Source organism: Bifidobacterium sp. UBA6881 (assembly GCA_002451435.1).
GTDB lineage: Bacteria > Actinomycetota > Actinomycetes > Actinomycetales > Bifidobacteriaceae > Bifidobacterium.
The window spans coordinates 12,879-16,688 of sequence record DKCF01000005.1 but is presented as its reverse complement, the minus strand read 5'-3'; the positions used below and the strand labels follow the sequence as shown (position 1 = coordinate 16,688).

General features: G+C 62.1%; 2 protein-coding genes. One reads left to right on the top strand and one right to left on the bottom strand.

Features of this window, described 5'->3' with window-relative positions:
- Positions 1-163 precede the first annotated feature (163 nt).
- Complete coding sequence (gene leuA, locus B3C64_RS00285; RefSeq protein ID WP_291532936.1) at positions 164-2,074, bottom strand: 2-isopropylmalate synthase; 1,911 nt, start codon at positions 2,072-2,074, stop codon at positions 164-166.
- A 198-nt stretch (positions 2,075-2,272) separates the two neighbouring features.
- Here leuA and B3C64_RS00280 point away from each other — a divergent pair, with 198 nt between their 5' ends.
- Positions 2,273-3,796 (top strand): metallophosphoesterase, encoded by a 1,524-nt coding sequence (locus tag B3C64_RS00280; RefSeq protein WP_291532935.1) that lies wholly within the window; start codon positions 2,273-2,275, stop codon positions 3,794-3,796.
- Positions 3,797-3,810 lie beyond the last annotated feature (14 nt).

The following is a 3,810-nucleotide window of genomic DNA, read 5'->3' as shown; positions in this document are numbered from 1 at the left end:
CGATTGCGTTCCGCATGCTTATGTTTTTGCGATCGTCGACCTGACGACCGGCAATGGTTCTGCCCGCAAGAAACCAATAACGACAAAGGGTTGGGGTCCACCGATGTTCTCGGTGGACCCCAACCCTTTTGATTTCGGCCTTATACAGACCTGTTAACAAAGCTCAGCGCTCGGAACGGTTGATGGCCGAGATGATGGCCTTCAGCGAGCTGGTGACGATCGAGGTGTCGATGCCGACGCCCCACACGATCTGCGCGTTGTCTTCCTCGCCGATCTGGCATTCGACGTAGGAGGCGGCCATGGCGTCGGTGCCGACGGACATGGTGTGCTCCACGTAATCCATCACGGAAGCCTCGACACCGAAGTTGCTCACGGCGTTGAGGAACGCGGCGATCGGACCGTTGCCGATGCCGGAGACCTCACGCTCGACGGGCTCGTCGGTACCGGGGTTCACACCACGGTCGAGAATCCTGGCCTTGAGCACGGTGTCGGAGCCATCCTCACCGGAGGAGACGGACACCTTCAGCAGCTTCAGACGGCCCCACTGCTTCAGGGATTCGTCCTTGCTGTCACCGACCACAACGCCGGCGGCGGTGGCGCCGGATTCCTCGACCGGCAGGTACTCGTCCTTGAACAGACGCCAGATGTCTTCGTCCTTGACTTCCTTCTTGGTGGTGTCGGCGAAGTTCTGCACGACCTTGTCGAATTCGATCTGCAGACGCTTCGGCAGATCAAGGTTGTGGTTGGTCTTCAGCAGGTAGGCCATGCCGCCCTTGCCGGACTGGGAGTTCACGCGGATGATGGCCTCGTACGTACGGCCGATGTCCTTCGGGTCGATCGGCAGGTACGGCACCAACCACACGAAGTTCTCCAAATCGGCGCCGGCGCGGTCGGCGGCGGCCTGACGGGCCTCAAGGCCCTTCTTGATGGCGTCCTGGTGGGAGCCGGAGAAGGCGGTGAACACGAAGTTGCCGGCGTACGGGTGACGCTCGGAGATCTTCAGCTGGTTGCAGTACTCGACGGTCTTGCGGATTTCCGGAACGTTGGAGTAGTCGATCTGCGGGTCGATGCCCTGGGTCAGCAGGTTCAGGCCGAGGGTGACGAGGTCGACGTTGCCGGTACGCTCGCCGTTGCCCAGCAGGCAGCCTTCCACACGGTCGGCGCCGGCCAGCACGGCCAGCTCGGTGGCGGCGATGCCCATGCCTTCGTCGTTGTGCGGGTGCAGCGAAAGCACCACGGCGTCACGCGGCACGAGGTGGTTGGACATGTACTCCACCTCATCGGCGAACACGTTCGGCGTGGTCATTTCCACCGTGGCCGGCAGATTGATGATCATCGGGTGTTCCGGCGTCGGCTTGATGACGTCGATCACCGCGTTGCACACCTCGGCGGAGTATTCCGGTTCGGCGCCGGTGAAGGACTCCGGAGAGTACTCGTAGTACAGGTCGATGCCCTTGGCCTCGGCTTCCAGCTCCTTGCACAGCTTGGCCGCGTCGGTGGCGAGCTTCTTGATGCCCGCCTTGTCCTTGCGGAACACGACCTCGCGCTGCAGCACGGACACGGAGTTGTAGAAATGCACGACCGCGCGCTTGGCGCCGCGCAGCGCCTCATACGTCTTGCGGATCAGGTGCTCACGCGCCTGGGTGAGCACGACGATGGTGACGTCGTCAGGAATGAGCTCACGTTCGATCAGCATGCGGATGAAGTCGTAATCGGTTTCGGAAGCCGACGGGAAGCCGACCTCGATCTCCTTGAATCCCAACGACACGAGCAGGTTCCAGAAGCGCAGCTTGCGCTCGGAATCCATCGGGTTGACGAGGGCCTGGTTGCCGTCACGAAGATCGACGGAGCACCAACGCGGCGCACGCTGCAGTCGCTTGCCCGGCCACGTACGCTCCGGGAAGTCAAACGGCACCTGCTTATCGTATGCGACGTACTTGTTGTACGGCATCTTGCTGGGCTTTTGCGGAGCTCCAATGTAACGCGCCGGAGGCAGCAGCGGGTCGTTGTTCCCTCCGTTGGATGCCGCGGCCACCGCCGCGAGATCAAATACCGATGATTGATCCTGACCCATCACTCCTCCTTACTGTGATTTCGGACGCACCCTGCGCCCGTCCAATATGTTACGCGCATGTTACTTTCACATGCTGCCGCCAATCCTAGCGGCAACCCGTCCCATGATTCGCCGGCATTTCGCGATATGGCGGCTATTTTGGCCGTCATGGGCGGCTTTTCACCCCATATCCAGATTTGCCGCGTTACAGTGAGCATCATGAGCTTGCGATTCAACGGCGACGGCACGTTCCGTGTGCTGCAGATGGCCGACATCCAGGATGGTCCGCATGTGCGCGAGGATACGATCCGCCTGATCGACGCCGCCATAAGGAAGGCGCATCCCGATCTGATCGTCTTCACCGGCGACCAGATCCGCGGCTACGACCCCGCGTACATCGACACCTTCCTGCGCAGACGCGGGGAACGCCCCGGAACGCGGGTGCGCGCGGTCACCGAATTCGAGGCGAGGCTCCAAGGCATCAAACGGCATCCGCTCACGAAAACGCTCCTGAACACGCGGCCCACCGACGACCATTGGATGATCGACGGCATCGGCACCGATTCGCCGAAGCTCGTCAAACGCGGCAACGGCACCATCAACAAACTGGAATCATGGGCACAATCCATCAACCAGATTACCGCCACGACCTTGCTCGACGCCACGCGGCAGAAGGTGCGCGACACGTTCGCCGCGTTTCTTGGACCGGCTTTGGAGGCGCGGATCCCCTTCGCCGCGACCTACGGCAATCATGATTTTCAGTGCGGCATCCTCGCCGACGAGCAGGACGGCATCTACCGGGAATTCTCCGGCTGCATGAATCCCGTCGCGGGCTCGTCACCGTTGGCGTTGGAACCGGGCACTTTCGCGCTGCCGATCGAATCGTCCGACGGCTCGGGACGCATCGCGATGAGCGTGATGATGGTGAATTCCGGCGATTACGCCGATGCCGATGATTCCGACGCCGCTGATGGCACGCAATCGGTCGCCGCATACGCGAAGTACGCTTCGAATTCACGCGGCTGGGATCTGGCCGATTCCGACGGATACGGCACGCCTTCGCCGGAGGCGATCGCCTGGCTCAGGGACGTGCAAGACGAATTGGGACGCCGCAATGGGGACGGCCAGGCGGTTCCCGCGATCGCCTTCCAGCACATTCCGCCGCAGGAGTTCTACGATTGCCTGCGCGAAGTGCCCGCATACACGCCGAATGCCGTGGAGGGCGCGCGCAACTTCGCCGGGCACTGCTATGTGCTGAACCACGACGTGTGCCGACCGGGATCGCGTTTGGGCGAGGCGATCGGCTGCGCCGATGAGAACGTGGGCGAAGTGGAGGCATTGCGTGAGGCGGGCGGCTATTTCGCGCTGTTCTGCGGGCACGACCACAAAAACGCGTTCGTCGGCCATGTGCACGACCTCGATCTGGGATACGCGCCGACCTGCGGATTCGAATGTTACGGGCCGAAATCGCGGTTGCGTGGCATTCGCCTGTTCGAATTCAACGAACGCAATCCGATGGCATACGTGACGCGCATGCTCACTTGGGGTGATTTGATCGGCCGGTATTCCAGCAACGAAGTGCGCGTGTTCTTCGAGGACCACTGCGTGACCGATCTCATCGGCGTGCGCAACGAGCTGCGCCGTCCACAGGTCGCGGCCACCGTGCTGGGCGTCGGCGCGGCGACGCTCGGCGCGATTGGACGGACACTGCGCGTGATGTTGCGCAACGGCAAAACCGAATAGATAGGCGAACGAGC